Origin of the sequence: Cognatishimia sp. MH4019, from assembly GCF_020177595.1 — a bacterium.
Lineage (GTDB): Bacteria > Pseudomonadota > Alphaproteobacteria > Rhodobacterales > Rhodobacteraceae > JAHTBL01.
On the sequence record NZ_JAHTBL010000003.1, the window covers coordinates 331,882 to 346,324 of the forward strand.

A 14,443-nucleotide genomic window follows, 5' to 3' on the forward strand; every position below is an offset into this window, starting at 1 on the left:
ATGAGGGCCGAAAAGATGAGCGTCAAAGACACCGTCATTCAAATCATCGCCGAGCAGGCCGTTCTCGACGTCGAGGACGTGACGCCGGACAGCACGCTGGACAGTCTTGGTGTCGACAGTATGGGTCTGGTGGAAAGCATTTTCGCCATTGAAGAGGCCTTTGATATCTCGGTCCCGTTCAACGCCAATGACCCTTCCGAAAGCGAGTTCGATATCTCGTCCGTCGACAGCATCGTGAAAGCGGTCGAAAAGCTGGTGGCAGAGCAGTCGTGAAACGCGTTGTTATTACCGGCGCAGGCACAATCAATGCGCTCGGACATAATGTGTCGCAGACCCTGACCGCGATGCGCGAAGGTGTGTGCGGAATTGGCCCGTTGGAAATCCGCGATGTGGACCGTCTGGGCGTCCAGATCGGCGGGCAGGTGCACGGCTATGATGAGCACACGCATTTCAACCGCCAGCAAATCGTTCTGTATGACCGCTTCACCCAATTCACGCTTCTCGCCGCGAAAGAGGCTTTAAGCCAATCCGGCCTGACCTTTGCGGGCGAGCTTTCGGCCCGCGCGGGCGTCATTCTTGGCACCGCCGGGGGCGGGGTGAACACATGGGATGATAATTACCGCTCGGTCTATGAGGACGGCAAAAACCGCGTGCATCCGTTTGTGGTGCCAAAGTTGATGAACAACGCTGCGGCAAGCCATGTCTCGATGGAATATAACCTCAAAGGCCCGTCCTTCACCGTGGCCACGGCCTGCGCGTCTTCAAACCACGCGATGGGGCAGGCCTATATGATGATCCGTTCTGGCATGGGCGATGTCATGGTCACCGGCGGGTCGGAATCGATGCTGTGCTTTGGCGGTGTGAAAGCGTGGGAAGGGCTGCGGGTGATGTCGAAAGACGTCTGCCGCCCGTTCTCGGCCAATCGCAATGGCATGGTGCAGGGCGAGGGCGCGGCGGTGTTCGTGTTCGAGGAATACGAGCACGCACGCGCCCGCGGCGCAGACATTCTGGCCGAGGTAATCGGCTTTGCCATGACCTCCGACGCGTCCGACATCGTGATGCCCTCCAAACAAGGGGCCGCGCGGGCCATTGAGGGCGCGTTGAAGGACGGCCAGATCGCGAAAGAGCGGGTCGGCTATATCAACGCTCATGGCACCGGGACGGCGGCCAATGACAAGACCGAATGCGCGGCGGTGGCGGATGTGTTCGGGGCGCATGCGGACAATCTGATGATCTCGTCCACCAAGTCGATGCATGGGCATCTGATTGGTGGCACGGGCGCGGTCGAACTGCTGGCCTGTGTCATGGCGCTGCGCGACGGGGTGATCGCGCCCACCATTGGATATGACGAGCCTGACCCGGAATGTGCTTTGGATGTGGTGCCCAATGAAGCCCGCGATGCAAAGGTCGACGTGGTCGTCTCTAATGCGTTTGCCTTTGGTGGCCTGAACGCCGTTCTGGCGCTTGGAAAGGTCTAGGCGCGCGCTTTAAAAGCGCGCGCCAAGTCTTTGATATCATTCAGCAGATACTGTGCCGCCAATGCTCACGATGGTGTCGTAGCCATCAGTGAAACCTGTCAGCGACATGCTCAGATTGACCCGCTGGTCCGGCGCGCCCAGAGGCACGATGCTGACCACCGCTTCATTGCCGCGCTTGAAAGCGCTGACATCGGTTTCGGTCAGCCCGATGCGCGACACACAGCCAATCGGTGCGCAGAAGGTGAAGGGATAGCGGCGCGGGTTCGAGCCGTCGATGCGCAGGGTCATCTGCTCGGTCAGGAGGGTCTCCAACGGGGTCACGATATTGGCGCCCGCCACAACCTCGCCACCACCTTCCAGACCAAAGAGGTTCACCTCGGCCACGGAGTTGCCTTGGCCATCTTCCAGCAGTTGGTAAAGCTGGCAGGGATCGTTCTCACCTTCTTGCATCTTCACGCAGCGAATCTCCCAATCGCCATGCTCTGACCGGGTGTAGGTGTCGCCGGGCTGGGGGCCTTCGGTGACTTCTTGGCCAAGAGACAGACCGTCCGTCTCCGGAGCGTCTGTCGGAGCCTCTTCCGCAGCAGGGGCGTCTGCGCTGTCCTCCGCAGGAGGGGTGGCCTCTTCGGTGGTGGTGTCGGTCGTGGCCTCTTGCGCAAAGGCAGGGCCGGACAAAGCCAGAAGAGCGATCAGCGGGAGGGTCGTGATTTTAGACAACGTATGTCTCCAAAGGTGGTTACATGTTGGGGGCAGATACCATGGCCCGAGACTGATGTCAGGTCACAAAAGCGCGGTGTTTTGCGATGTTTTGACGGGTTTCGCAGCGAATAAACCCGGCTCAAAGAAAAAAGGACCAGCAAGTGCTGATCCTTTTCATGAGTGCTCCCTGTCGGACTGGCCGACTTAATTATTACAAGGAGGCTACGGCGTCCTGTCGCACCCGTCAACCGGATATTTAGGCGGAAAACCGCGCGCTGCATCGGCAAAAAAAAGGGCCACGCTGAAAAACAGCGCGGCCAGTCTGACAGGGAGGAAGTCCGCCCGCACCCGAGGACATCAGGGCCAGCGAACAGGTTTACTCTGGCATGCGGAGGTTAAGAATGTATTTTCACAAGAAAATATGTTCGGGAGGGACCCCAGTGAGTGAGACGATCTTTATCGGCGGCGGTGGCGAAGGTTACGGCGTGCCACAGGAGTTGCTTCTGAAATACGCCAACCGCCATGGCCTGATCGCAGGGGCGACGGGCACCGGCAAGACCGTCACGCTGCAAATCCTGGCCGAGAGCTTTTCGGCCCAAGGTGTGCCGGTGTTCCTGTCGGATGTGAAAGGCGACCTGTCGGGGCTGGCGGCGTCCGGCACCGCTGACTTTAAGCTGCACGAGGCGTTCACCAGCCGGGCAGAGACCATCGGGTTCAGTGACTACAGCTATGACGCGTTTCCGGTCACCTTCTGGGATCTCTTCGGAGAGGCAGGCCACCCGGTACGCACCACCGTGGCCGAGATGGGACCGCTTCTGCTGAGCCGCTTACTGGAGCTGACAGAGGCGCAGGAAGGTGTGCTGAACATCGCGTTTCGAGTGTCGGACGAGCAGGGTTTGCCACTGCTTGATCTCAAGGACCTGCAGGCGCTGCTGGTCTGGTTGGGGCAGAACTCCGGCGAGGTTTCGCTGCGATACGGCAATATCTCGAAAGCGTCGATTGGCGCGATCCAGCGGCGTTTGCTGGTGATCGAGAACCAGGGCGGTGCGAAGTTCTTTGGGGAACCCGCGCTTGATTTGGCTGATATCATGGCGGTTGAGCCTGACGGGCGGGGCCGGATCAATATTCTGGCCGCCGACAAACTAATGGGCGCGCCAAGGCTTTATGCGACGGCGCTTTTGTGGCTGCTGTCGGAGCTGTTCGAGGAACTGCCCGAGGTGGGCGACCCCGACAAGCCCAAGCTGGTCTTTTTCTTTGACGAAGCGCATCTGCTCTTTGATGATGCGCCCAAAGCGCTGGTCGACAAGGTGGAGCAGGTCGCGCGGCTGATCCGCTCCAAAGGGGTGGGCGTCTACTTTATCACGCAGAACCCGGATGACATTCCCGAGGATATTCTGGGCCAGCTCGGCAATCGGGTGCAGCACGCGTTGCGGGCCTTCACAGCGCGGGACCGCAAAGCATTACGGCAAGCGGCCGAGACCTATCGAGAGAACCCGCGCTTTTCGACCGAAGACGCGATCCGCGAAGTGGGGGTCGGGGAGGCCGTGACCTCGATGCTGATCAAGAAAGGGATGCCCGGCGTGGTGGAGCGCACGCTGATCCGCCCGCCATCCTCGCAATTGGGGCCGCTGGATGCAGGCGCACGCAAGGCGATCCTTGCGGCGTCGCCGATGTCGGGGAAATACGATGTTGCAGTCGATCGCGCATCGGCCTTCGAGATGCTGGGCAAGCGGGCAGAGGCGGCTGCGAAGGCTGCCGAAGAGGCCGAGGCGAAGGAAGAAGACCTGAGTGCGACCTTGCAGGAATATTCGGCGGGGCGGCGCTATTCGGGGGCCCGTGTGGGGCGCTCAACCGCGCGACCGCAGCGTAAAGCGCCGTCGATTGGGGCCGAGATTGGCAAGGTTGTCTTGAAGGAACTCAAGGGAACCACGGGTCGGCGGATCGTGCGCGGTATCCTTGGGGGGCTGTTCAAAGGACGCTGAGGTTTCGCATGCGAAACCTGGTTTTCGAGAGGCGGTCCTTGATATCATTGGACCTTTTTTCGCGCGACTTAACATAATACTTGAGGCGTCGTAACGCACTGTAAATAAATGAAATATTAAGGTTGATGCGCCCGGGTCAGATGGTTGATCCGGGCGTAATTTCGTCAAAGCTTGCGGATTTTCAGCTCGGTCAGACGGTTTGCTTCGCGGCCTGCGACCTCGAAGCGGAAGCCGTGGAAGCTGAAGCACTGTCCGGTGGTGGGGATCATCTGCGCCTCGTGGATCACCAAACCGGCAACCGTGTTGGCTTCCTCGTCGGGCAATGTGTAATCGGTGGCGCGGTTGAAATCGCGGATTGTCATACCGCCATCAATCACGAAGTTTCCGTCACCGTCCCGCTGCACGTCCTGTTCGTCTTCGGTGTCGAATTCATCGGCAATTTCTCCGACGATTTCTTCCAGAATATCCTCCAGCGTGATCAGGCCCTGCAGTGCACCGTATTCATCCACGACCAGTGCAAAGTGTGTGCGACGGCGTAGAAACTCGCGCATCTGATCGTCCAGCGTGGTGGTTTCCGGCACGAAATAGGGCGGCATGGCGACGTCGCGGATTTCAAACGAGGCCAGCGCTTTCTCCGACGCGTTGGGGCCGCGCATCACCTTATCCATGCCGCGCAGCAGGTCTTTGGCGTGAATGACGCCGACGATGTTTTCCGGCTCGCCGTCGTAGACGGGCAGGCGGGTATGGGCGCTTTGCAGACATTGCGACAGGATCGTTTCGGGATCATCCGCGGCGTTGATCATCTCGATGCCAGAGCGGTGGAGCATGATCTCTTCGACCACGCGGTCTCCCAGATCCAACGCACCCAGGATGCGGTCGCGGTCTTCTTTCTCGACCACGCCTTCGGAATGGCCCAATTGAAGCGCGCCTGCGATTTCCTCGCGGACTGCAAGGATGTGGCTGTCGGGGTCGGTCTGCACGCCGAAAAGGCGCAGCACGACGCGTACGAAGGCGCGCACGGCGGATACGATCGGGGCGAAGACCATGATGACGACGCCAATCACAGGGGCGACCAGAGACGCGGCGCGTTCGGCATTGGTTATCGCGTAGGTTTTGGGCAGCACTTCCGCAAAAACGAGGACCAGAAGCGTCATCACAAGGGTGGCCAGCGCCACACCACTTTCGCCAAACGCGCGGGTGAACAGCGCTGTGGCGAGCGAGGCGGCGAGGATATTCACAAGGTTGTTGCCCAAAAGGACCGACCCGATCAGCCGCTCATTATCCTCGGTGATCTTGAGCGCCTTCTCTGCGCCCGCGCTGCCCTTGTCGGCCTGGCTGCGCAGCTTGCCGCGCGAGGCGGCGGTGAGCGCGGTTTCCGAGCCGGAGAAGAACCCCGAAAGGATCAAGAGAACCATAATGGCGCCTGCGGTGATCCAGAAGGCGCTATCAAGAAGAGGTGAAACAGTGTCCATAAGGGCTGTGATTGTCCGAAGTTGAATGCGATAGCTGCAAATTGGTGTGCATTGCAGGAAAGAGCAAGGGATGGTGATCCGCGATCTGGGCGAATTGTCGGGGGATGTGCTTCTGTTCGGGGGGCCGTATTCGAATTTGCAGGCGGCAGAGGCGCTTTTTACGGCGTGCGGAGATATCCCGCGCGGCAACCGGATTTGCACGGGCGATGTGGTCGCCTATTGCGCGGACCCGGTGGCGACCTGGGATCTGGTCGCGAGGCAGACGGGCTGCGTGGTGGCAGGCAATTGCGAGCAACAATTGGCCACGCGCGCGCCCGATTGCGGCTGCGGCTTCGAAGGGGGTACGACCTGCGATTTGCTGTCGCGCGGGTGGTATCCGTATGCGGATGCGCGCGTGACAGACGTCCAGCGCGCGGCGATGGCGGGCTGCCCGGATATTGCGGTTTTTGCTCATGCGGGCCGCCGGGTGGCGGTGATCCATGGCGGCGTCACGGATATCGCGAGGTTCATCTGGTCGGTGAGCCCAGCAAAGGTCTTTGCCGAGGAACGCGCGGCACTTGAGGCTTTGACGGGCCCCGTGGACATGATCGTGGCGGGCCATAGCGGCATCGCGTTTACGCGTGATTTGGGCGGCTGCCTTTGGGCGAATGCAGGGGTGATCGGGATGCCGCCGCATGACCGGAGCACGGCCACGGAATATGCGGTGTTGAGCGCGGATGGCGTGCGGCTGCACAAGCTCGACTACCCCGCCGCCGAGGCCCGTGCGTCGATGGAGGCCGCAGGTTTGCGTCAAGGGTATCATGCAGCGCTCACAACGGGCGTTTGGCCAAGCGAGGACGTGTTGACGGAAACGCTCCGCCACTGACTTCTTTTGTCTCTAAATACCTGAAATCCCGCGCTTAGCCGTCTTTCGCCAGCGGATGATTTTCAAGAACCAACTCGCGCAGGCGCTCATCCAGCACATGGGTGTAGATCTCGGTTGTGGCGACATCCGCATGGCCCAGCAGCGTCTGGATAGAGCGCAGATCGGCCCCATTGGCCAACAAATGCGTGGCAAAGGCGTGGCGCAAGGTATGGGGGGTCACTTTCTCGGGGCTGACGCCGCCTGCGACCGCAAGCTCTTTGATCAGAGCGTAGAACCGATGCCGGGTCAGGTGGCCCGCCTTGGCGCGGGTCGGAAAGAGATAGCGCGACGCTGGCAGGCCTTTCTCGCGGGCGGCATCCTCGGCGTCGTCGCGATCAGCGAGCCAGACCGCAAGCGCATCGCGCGCGGGCGGTGAGAGGGGGACCATGCGTTCCTTGCCGCCCTTGCCCATGATCAGCAGCATGCGCGGATCGCCACGGGCGGCGGACACGGGCAAGGAGACCAGTTCGCTCACGCGCATGCCGGTGGCATAGAGCAGCTCCATCAGGCAGGTGTTGCGCAGCCGGTCGCTATCAGAGCGCCCTGTCTCGCGCGCTGCGGTCAACAGACGGTCCACCTCCATCACATCAAGCGTCTTGGGCAGGTGCTTGTCGCGGCCCGGCCCTTTGACTTGAATGGCCGGATTATCGGCGCGCCAGCCTTCTTCAAACGCGAAACGATACAGTTGCTTTATGGCCGAGAGACGCCTTGCGCGGGTCGATTTGGCGAGGCCCTGGGCGTCGCAATGGATCAGGTATTTCTCGACATCCTCGCGCGTGGCGGTTTCGAAATCGGTTTTCCGTCCTTCGAGCCAATCCGCGAAATCCTTCAAGTCACGCCCATAGGCCAATTGCGTATTCGTGGCGGCGTCAAGCTCGGCCGCCTGAGCCTCCAGAAAGGCCTGGATGCGGGTGGCCATCATCCGGTGCTGCGCCCCAGAACAAGCGCTTGCAGGGCCGCGCGGCGGGCCACGTCTTCCAGACCGACTTGCCGGAAGAGCCGTAGCGCGTCGGTTAGTTGCGACGGATCGCCTTGCATGCCGGCCTCAAAACGGGTGATCGCGCGCAAGACGGCCTCACCGATTTGGTTTTGACTGACCAGCTGGGCCAGCTCAGCGGGCGCAGCCGCCCCGTCAAACCCGTTCGACAGGGCGTTTTGCACCGCGCCGCGGGGGGAGGCGATTGTCGTGCCGCGGGCGAGCGCGATCAGGGCTGCGTCCCGCGTGGGCTTGCCCAGCTTGGGCACAAGCGTCTCATAGCTGTCCGAGAGGGCGGCAAGCTTCAATGCAATTTCGGCCTCAGGGCCATCCAAGGGCAATGCAGCAAGACGGTCTGCGAAAATCTGCGCGAAAATCGCCTCTGTCCCACTGGCCTGCATGGCGCGCCAGGCAGGCAGCAGCGCTTTGCTGACCGCACCGGGATCGCGCGCTTCGAGCGCAGTTTCCAGCACCTGAATGGCCTCGACCCGGTCCCAGACACCGCCAGAGGCCGAGGGCAGACGCTGGGTATAGATGCCGATCATCTGATTGGGATCGACAGCCCCGGTTCGCGCCAGGCGCTCGACCGCGTCCAATTGGGCTTTCCAGCCATTGCGCTGCTCCAGATCGGCGACGGCGAAGGCGCGCGGAAGCGTGGCGGTGGGCAAGGGCTCTCCGATCGCTTCGAACATGCGGAAGGTCAGGGGCGTGATGCGGTCGGGGGCGGCGATGGGTTCGCCTTCATAAAGCTCGGGATCGAGAAAGCGCGACAGGAGCGCTTCGGTGCCTTCGTCGATCTGGCCCAGCGCGCGGGCGGTGCCAAGGGTCAGCGCGGCTGCATTCCAGTCGCCACCGCGCGCAAGGCAGAAGATGCGCGAGGGCAGGGTGAGCGTGATCGCGTTGTTCTCAGACAAGGCAGCACAGACGCGGGTTTCAGCGCCGGTGAGCAGGGCAGCATCCAGCCAGCGCTGCACAAGAGCGGGGCTGTCGGGGCCAGCGCGTTCCACAAGGGCCAAGGCTTGGGCCACCCGGCCCGTATCAAGCAGGGTGTCGACGCGTGCGCGCAGCAGCAGCCCATCAGGGTCGCTGCCCAAAGGCGGGTTCAGCTCAGCCAGCACCAGCGTTTCCAACAGGCTTTGCATGGCAGGCGTTTCAACCTTGTGATTGGCTAGGATCAGATTGGCGAGTGTCATCGCGTCCGAACTGCCCCAGAGATCGGCAGGCAGCCCGGTCACCGATTGGGGCAGCAAGCCAACGGCGACCGCATCGGGATCATCCAGAGGTGTTACCGTGATCTCGCCCACAGCAGCGCTGTCGGTGACGGGCGGCTCTCCGGTCGGGACGGGCTGGACCACGGGCGTGCTGATACTGTCTGAAAGCCAGTCAATTGCCGAAAGCGGACCATCCTGAGCCGCAGCGGCGCAGGCCGTCAGGCCAAAGGCGAGCGTTAGTCCCTTAGTCCACATCCAACGTGACCGGTTCACGGATTTCGGTTTTTGTCGGTGCAAAGTCCGCCCCCAGGATCGGCCCGATATAGGCAAAGCCGATCAATCCAATACCTGCCAATAGAACAAGCATGAATAATAGCTTGAACACCCTGATCATTCTGCGCCTCTTTTCGGTCGTCCTGCCAACGTCTTTTGTCTGGCCGTTTTTATATATGGCCTTTCGTTCAAGTTCACGTCATTCAGGGAGAAAGTGCAAGGACTAAGCGGGGGCGCGCCGATATGGGCTACATCGTGAAAAAGACCATTGTCATGGTCGGCATGATGGGCGCTGGCAAAACCGCCGTGGGGCGCGCCTTGGCGGCGCGCTTGGGCGTGCCGTTTCTGGATAGTGACGAGCAGATCGTAGCCGCGGCCAACATGTCTATTGCCGAGATTTTCGAGCGCGATGGCGAGGCGTTCTTTCGCGCCCGCGAAGCCGAGGTGATCGAGCGGCTTTTGCGCGAGGAGCGGGGCGTGCTGTCGACCGGGGGCGGTGCGTTTCTGGCGCAGGCCAACCGCGAGATGATTTCCGAGATTGGCGTATCGGTCTGGCTGAAGGCGGATCTGGCGTTGCTGTGGTCGCGGGTCAAGCACAAGGATACGCGGCCTTTGCTGCGCACGGCTGATCCTCGTGAGACCTTGCGCGGGCTTTACGAGGCGCGCGTGCCGCTTTACGCGCAGGCCGATCTGACCGTGCAGGCCGAGGCGCGCTATTCCATCGACGACATGACCGATGCAGTGCTGATTGCCTTGAAAGACCGCCCCGATGTTTTGGAGATGACAAATGGCTCTTGAGACCGTTCATGTGCCGCTGGAGGGGCGCGCCTATGACATTCACATAGGCGCCGGGCTTTTGGCAGAGGCGGGCGCCTATATTGCGCCTTTGCTGCGCCGCAAGCGTGTGGCGGTTGTAACGGATCAGACCGTGGGGGCCTTGCATCTGGAGGCGTTGCAAGCGGGCTTGGCAGCGGAAGGTATCGAAATGGTCGCGCTGGCGCTGCCGCCTGGGGAAAGCACTAAGGGCTGGCCTCAGTTTGAGCGCTGCGTCGAGTGGCTTTTGGCCGAAAAGGTCGAGCGCAACGATGTGGTCGTGGCCTTTGGCGGCGGTGTGATCGGGGATCTGGTGGGGTTTGCGGCGGCTGTGTTGCGACGCGGTGTGCGGTTTGTGCAAATCCCCACATCGCTGCTGGCGCAGGTCGACAGCTCGGTCGGGGGCAAGACCGGGATCAACGCGCCGCAGGGCAAGAACCTGATCGGGGCGTTTCACCAGCCGTCTTTGGTGCTTGCGGATACGGGGCTTCTGGGCACGCTGACGCCGCGCGATTTTCTGGCAGGCTATGGCGAGGTCGTGAAATACGGGCTGCTGGGGGACGCGGCGTTTTTCGATTGGTTGGAGGCGCAGGGGCCAGCGCTGGCGGCAGGAGATATGGGCGCGCGGATCGCGGCCGTCAAACGCTCGGTCCAGATGAAGGCCGAGATCGTGTTGCGCGACGAGACAGAGCAGGGCGACCGGGCGCTGCTGAACCTTGGCCATACGTTTTGCCACGCGTTAGAGGCGGCGACGGGCTACGGCGACCGTTTGCTGCACGGCGAAGGGGTCGCCATTGGCTGCGCGCTGGCGTTTGAGTTGTCCTCGCGGATGGGGCTGTGTTCGCAAGAAGACCCAAGCCGGGTACGCGCCCATTTGAGCGCGATGGGGATGAAGGTGGATCTGAAGGATATCGAGGGCGATCTGCCAGACGCCGAAGGGCTGCTGGCGCTGATGGGCCAGGACAAGAAAGTCGTAGATGGTCAGCTGACATTTATTCTGGCCCGCGGGATCGGGGAGGCCTTCATCACCTCCGAAGTGGACCCGCAGACCGTCAAGACCTTGCTCAGCGACGCACTCGCGCAACGATAACGCGCAAAAACGATAAAAGGCAGAGCCCGGGCCCTGCCTTTCGCTTTTCCGATAGTATTGGGAAGCCGCTTTCGCTTTTTCCAAATATCCGCGCCGCAGGCATGCCTGACGGCTGCCGTCCTCAGAACGGGATTTCGTCGTCGATATCGCCGCCAGCGGGTGCACCGCCACCGCCGCCGTAACCACCGCCCTGATTGCCGCCGCCGCCGCCATAACCGCCGCCGGACTGGTCGCTGACATAGCCACCGCCGCCGCCGCCCTGGCCGCCATCGCGCCCGTCAAGGAAGGTCATCTCGCCTGCGTAGGGGCGCAAGACGACCTCGGTTGAATAGCGGTCCTGACCGGATTGGTCCTGCCATTTGCGGGTCTCCAGCTTGCCTTCGAGATAGACCTTGGAGCCTTTGCGCAAATATTGCTCGGCCAGACGGGCGAGGTTTTCATTAAAGATCGCAACTGAATGCCATTCGGTGCGCTCTTTACGCTCGCCGCTATTGCGGTCTTTCCAGGTCTCAGAAGTTGCAATGCGCAGATTGCAGACCTTGCCCCCGTTCTGGAAGGTACGTACTTCGGGGTCGCGCCCGAGATTGCCGATCAGAATGACCTTGTTTACCGATCCTGCCATTTGGGTTCTCCTCGAATCTTGCAGCTGTTTCACGCGACGCTACATGACCGCGTCGTGGTTAAAAATGGGTTAGTGCGAATTGACGCTGGCGAATTTCAGGATTTTATCTATATTTCGCGTAACGTGGACGGTGGAGAGGCAATAGACAGGATGAAACCTGTATATCTTCTGACGAGCTTGGTGTGTTTTTCTTTCCCGGTTGGCGCCATTGCCGAAGGATTGAACTTCAGTTCAAAGAACCGGTCCTCCTTGTTCAAATCGCAAACCAGCGTGCTGGATAAGCGCGCGGCGTCGCAATATGCGGCCTCGATCAAGCTGGTGCCAAAAAGCGTGATGGTGCCGTCGAAATTCTCGAGCCCGCGCTATAATGGAAAATATCGCGGCCAGTATCTGAACATGGCTAAAGCAGCGGCGCGCAAACATAACGTTCCTGAGGATTTGTTTTTGCGCCTTGTGCAGCAAGAAAGCGCATGGAACCCGAACGCGCGATCCCACAAGGGCGCTATGGGGCTGGCGCAGTTGATGCCTGCCACGGCGCGCTATCTGGGCGTGAACGCAAATGATCCGCGTCAGAACCTGGAAGGCGGCGCGCGTTATCTGCGCAAGCAATATGACGAGTTCCGGTCCTGGCGCTTGGCGCTGGCAGCATATAATGCGGGGCCTGGGGCGGTGAAAAAGCATGGGGGTGTGCCACCCTTCCGCGAGACCCGCAATTACGTGCGCGTCATTTTGGGCAGCTAGGTCCTGCGGCAGCCGTCTTTTTAGGTATTTTGAGACAAAAGAAAGCAGGCCGGTCGCGAGGACCGGCCTTGTTTCGTTTTATCCAGCCGGTTACTCGGCGGCGATTTTGATGACCGGCTCCATATTGGCCAGATCGGCGTCGCTGAGGTGGCATTTGATCTGGTGGCCTTCCGCGAGCGTGCGGGTCGGTGGCACTTCCTTTTCGCACAGACCTCCGGCAACCTTGGACTTCCAGTTGCAGCGCGTCTGGAACGGGCAGCCGGGGGGCGGGTTCATGGCCGAGGGGATATCGCCTTCGAGCACGATGTGCTTTTTCTCGACCGAGGTGTCAGCTATGGGAACGGCGGACAGAAGCGCTTCGGTATAGGGGTGATAGGGGGGCGCGAAGACCTGATCGGTGCTGCCCAGTTCGACCACATGGCCCAGATACATCACCATCACGCGGTCGCTGAGATAGCGCACGATGGAAAGATCGTGGGAGATGAAGAGCAGCGTCGTTTTATGCTCGCGCTGGATTTCCATCAGCAGGTCGGTGACGGCGGCCTGCACGGAAACGTCGAGGGCGGAGACAGGCTCGTCCGCCACCACGATGCGCGCGTCACCGGCAAAAGCGCGGGCGATGCCGACGCGTTGCTTTTGACCACCAGAGAGCTGGCGGGGCATGCGGTCGGCGAAAGCGCGGGGTAGCTTGACCAGATCGAGCAGTTTGAGCATCCGTTCGCGGCGTTCATCATCGTTGTTGCCGATGCCGAACAGCTCCAGCGCACGCATGATCTGGCGGCCCACGGTCATGGAGGGGTTCAGCGTGTCGAATGGGTTCTGGAACACCATCTGCACATCGGCGACGGTCTTGGTGTCGCGCTCCTGAATGGGGGTCGATCCGATCGACTTGTTGTCCAGCATGATTGTGCCTTCTGTTGCTGTTTCCAGCCCCATGAGCACTTTTGCGAATGTGGATTTGCCGCAACCGGATTCGCCAACGATGGCGAGCGTCTCGGATTCGCGGGCCTCAAAGCTGAGCGTCTCGTTGGCTTTGACGACTTTCTTTTCGCCGGAGCTTCCAAAGAGCGCGTTGGCCGAAACCTCGTAGTATTTCTTGAGGTCGTCCATTTTCAGGACCACATCGCCGACCTCGCCCTTCTCCTTGGTCTCGGCGGCCTGAATAGGCGCGTTCCAGTCGATTTCCTTGAAGCGCAGACAGCGGGTCGCGTGGCGGTCATTACCGGGCACGTTCTCCATCAGGATGTCGCCTTGGTCACAGCGCCCAGCCTCGAAGTAATCGCAGCGAGGGCCGAAATTGCACCCCTGTGGCCGCTCATGCGGCAGGGGGAAGTTGCCGGGGATCGCGACCAGTGGGCGCGCGTTCTTGTCGGCGCCGGGCAGCGGAATCGACCGGAAAAGCGCCTGAGTATAGGGGTGCTGCATTTCGTCGAAGACATCTGCGATGGAGCCGCGTTCGACCGCTTCACCGGAATACATCACGCAGAGCCGGTCACAGGTTTCCAGCACGAGGCCGAGGTTGTGACTGATGAACAACATCGAGGTGCCGTATTTCTTGCCAAGGTCCTTGACCAGCTCGACCACGGCAGCTTCCACGGTCACGTCGAGCGCGGTTGTGGGTTCATCTAGGATCAGCAGGGACGGGTTCGCCATCAGCGCCATCGCGATGACGATGCGCTGTTGCTGACCGCCCGACAGTTGGTGCGGGTAGCTGTCCAGCATGCGCTTGGGGTCGGGCAGGCGGACGTCTGTCACGACCTCAAGGGCGCGCGCATAGGCTTCCTTTTCGCCCAGACCTTCGTGGATCATCGGGACTTCCATCAGCTGGCGTCCGATCTTCATCGCAGGGTTCAGCGATGCCATCGGTTCCTGATAGATCATCGCGATTTCAGAGCCGCGGATGTCGCGCAGTTCTTCCTGGCTCATATCGTTCAGATCGCGGCCCTTGAACTTGATGGAGCCACCGACGACACGGCCGTTCACGCCGAGATCCTGCATGACACCCAGTGCCACGGTGGATTTGCCGCAGCCGGATTCGCCCACAAGGCCCAAAGCCTCGCCCGGGCGCACAGTGCAAGAGAAATCCATCACCGCGGGGATTTCGCGCAGACGGGTGAAGAACGAGATCGAGAGCTTGTCGATCTCAAGGATCGGGCCGTCGTATTTTTCTTTTTGTGCCATT

14 protein-coding genes are annotated in these 14,443 nt (G+C 60.9%); 7 read left to right on the forward strand and 7 right to left on the reverse strand.

From position 1 onward, the window contains the following. Nucleotides 1-15: 15 nt before the first annotated feature. Together KUW67_RS07730 and KUW67_RS07735 are read left to right on the forward strand one after the other, a co-directional pair. The gene (locus tag KUW67_RS07730; RefSeq protein ID WP_224824718.1) at nt 16-273 is read left to right on the forward strand and encodes an acyl carrier protein; all 258 of its coding nucleotides are present in this window, start codon (nt 16-18) and stop codon (nt 271-273) included. After that, the gene (locus tag KUW67_RS07735; RefSeq protein ID WP_224824719.1) at nt 270-1,478 is read left to right on the forward strand and encodes a beta-ketoacyl-[acyl-carrier-protein] synthase family protein; all 1,209 of its coding nucleotides are present in this window, start codon (nt 270-272) and stop codon (nt 1,476-1,478) included. The genes KUW67_RS07730 and KUW67_RS07735 overlap by 4 nt, the downstream gene beginning before the upstream one ends. Nucleotides 1,479-1,514: 36 nt before the next feature. Here KUW67_RS07735 and KUW67_RS07740 read toward each other — a convergent pair whose 3' ends face one another. Beyond that, nucleotides 1,515-2,195, reverse strand: a complete 681-nt coding sequence (locus tag KUW67_RS07740) for an invasion associated locus B family protein (RefSeq protein ID WP_224824720.1) — start codon at nt 2,193-2,195, stop codon at nt 1,515-1,517. A 383-nt stretch (nt 2,196-2,578) separates the two neighbouring features. Between KUW67_RS07740 and KUW67_RS07745 the strand changes: the two genes are divergently transcribed. Then, nucleotides 2,579-4,159 (forward strand): helicase HerA-like domain-containing protein, encoded by a 1,581-nt coding sequence (locus KUW67_RS07745; protein ID WP_255596750.1) that lies wholly within the window; start codon nt 2,579-2,581, stop codon nt 4,157-4,159. Between the two features lie 164 nt (nt 4,160-4,323). On the opposite strand, the gene KUW67_RS07750 is transcribed toward KUW67_RS07745, so the two are convergent. After that, nucleotides 4,324-5,631, reverse strand: a complete 1,308-nt coding sequence (locus KUW67_RS07750) for an HlyC/CorC family transporter (RefSeq protein ID WP_224824722.1) — start codon at nt 5,629-5,631, stop codon at nt 4,324-4,326. Nucleotides 5,632-5,701: 70 nt separating this feature from the next. Here KUW67_RS07750 and KUW67_RS07755 point away from each other — a divergent pair, with 70 nt between their 5' ends. Beyond that, nucleotides 5,702-6,496, forward strand: a complete 795-nt coding sequence (locus KUW67_RS07755; RefSeq protein ID WP_224824723.1) for a metallophosphoesterase — start codon at nt 5,702-5,704, stop codon at nt 6,494-6,496. Nucleotides 6,497-6,530: 34 nt separating this feature from the next. On the opposite strand, the gene KUW67_RS07760 is transcribed toward KUW67_RS07755, so the two are convergent. Genes KUW67_RS07760 through KUW67_RS18345 form a run of 3 tightly spaced genes read right to left on the reverse strand, consistent with a single transcriptional unit; the run spans nt 6,531 to nt 9,089 of the window. Next, nucleotides 6,531-7,454, reverse strand: coding sequence for a site-specific tyrosine recombinase XerD (locus KUW67_RS07760; RefSeq protein ID WP_224824724.1), 924 nt, complete (start codon nt 7,452-7,454; stop codon nt 6,531-6,533). Beyond that, nucleotides 7,454-8,977, reverse strand: a complete 1,524-nt coding sequence (locus KUW67_RS07765) for a hypothetical protein (protein ID WP_224824725.1) — start codon at nt 8,975-8,977, stop codon at nt 7,454-7,456. Before KUW67_RS07765 ends, KUW67_RS07760 begins: the two co-directional genes overlap by 1 nt. Next, the gene (locus KUW67_RS18345; RefSeq protein ID WP_255596766.1) at nt 8,967-9,089 is read right to left on the reverse strand and encodes a hypothetical protein; all 123 of its coding nucleotides are present in this window, start codon (nt 9,087-9,089) and stop codon (nt 8,967-8,969) included. Before KUW67_RS18345 ends, KUW67_RS07765 begins: the two co-directional genes overlap by 11 nt. 107 nt (nt 9,090-9,196) lie before the next feature. Between KUW67_RS18345 and KUW67_RS07770 the strand changes: the two genes are divergently transcribed. Then, nucleotides 9,197-9,793, forward strand: a complete 597-nt coding sequence (locus KUW67_RS07770; RefSeq protein ID WP_224824787.1) for a shikimate kinase — start codon at nt 9,197-9,199, stop codon at nt 9,791-9,793. After that, nucleotides 9,783-10,898 (forward strand): 3-dehydroquinate synthase, encoded by a 1,116-nt coding sequence (gene aroB, locus KUW67_RS07775; protein WP_224824726.1) that lies wholly within the window; start codon nt 9,783-9,785, stop codon nt 10,896-10,898. The genes KUW67_RS07770 and aroB overlap by 11 nt, the downstream gene beginning before the upstream one ends. 121 nt (nt 10,899-11,019) lie before the next feature. Here aroB and ssb read toward each other — a convergent pair whose 3' ends face one another. Continuing rightward, nucleotides 11,020-11,520, reverse strand: coding sequence for a single-stranded DNA-binding protein (ssb, locus tag KUW67_RS07780; RefSeq protein ID WP_224824727.1), 501 nt, complete (start codon nt 11,518-11,520; stop codon nt 11,020-11,022). A 150-nt stretch (nt 11,521-11,670) separates the two neighbouring features. Between ssb and KUW67_RS07785 the strand changes: the two genes are divergently transcribed. After that, nucleotides 11,671-12,261, forward strand: coding sequence for a lytic transglycosylase domain-containing protein (locus tag KUW67_RS07785; RefSeq protein ID WP_224824728.1), 591 nt, complete (start codon nt 11,671-11,673; stop codon nt 12,259-12,261). A gap of 90 nt (nt 12,262-12,351) precedes the next feature. On the opposite strand, the gene KUW67_RS07790 is transcribed toward KUW67_RS07785, so the two are convergent. Then, complete coding sequence (locus tag KUW67_RS07790; protein ID WP_224824729.1) at nt 12,352-14,442, reverse strand: ABC transporter ATP-binding protein; 2,091 nt, start codon at nt 14,440-14,442, stop codon at nt 12,352-12,354. Between the last annotated feature and the right edge of the window lies 1 nt (nt 14,443).